This is a genomic window from Frankia tisae (assembly GCF_025403405.1).
Classification (GTDB): Bacteria; Actinomycetota; Actinomycetes; order Frankiales; family Frankiaceae; genus Frankia; species Frankia tisai.
Genome location: NZ_JANEZT010000795.1, coordinates 1 through 480 on the forward strand (window position 1 = coordinate 1; position 480 = coordinate 480).

Here is a 480-nt window from a genome sequence, read left to right on the forward strand (position 1 = left end):
CCCCCACCGTTCACTGATCGCCACCACCGCCTGCGGGTCGACCGGAACGACCGGCAGCCGCCCGTCCACCGCACCGACCCCACAGTCACGCACCACCGCGACCACCCCGACCGCGGCGGCGAGATAGCCGCGGGCGTCCTGCAACCGCCGGCGCACCGCCACCGTCAACCCCTGCGGCTGCGCCTGCGTGCCGGACGCCGGGGGAGTGTCGAGCGCGGCCAGAAGCGCCGCCAGCGACCCGAACCGGGTCAGCAACATCGCCGCCGTCTTCGCACCGATCCCCGCAACCCCGGGCAGCCCGTCGCTTGGATCACCGCGCAACACCGCGAAATCGGCATACGCCCGCCCCGGGATGCCGTAGCGGGCAGCCACCGACGCCTCGTCGACCACGGCGAACTTCTCCACCGCGTACCGCACCCGCACCCCGGCAGCATCGTCGACAAGCTGGAACAGGTCCCGGTCACCGGTAAGGATGTCCAC

Annotated in this window: 1 protein-coding gene; it reads right to left on the bottom strand. The window is 72.7% G+C overall.

Going from position 1 to position 480, the window contains the following annotated elements; genetic code table 11:
• The coding region (locus NBZ85_RS31725; protein WP_308205251.1) for a 5'-3' exonuclease H3TH domain-containing protein at positions 1-480 on the bottom strand (480 nt) is incomplete at both ends.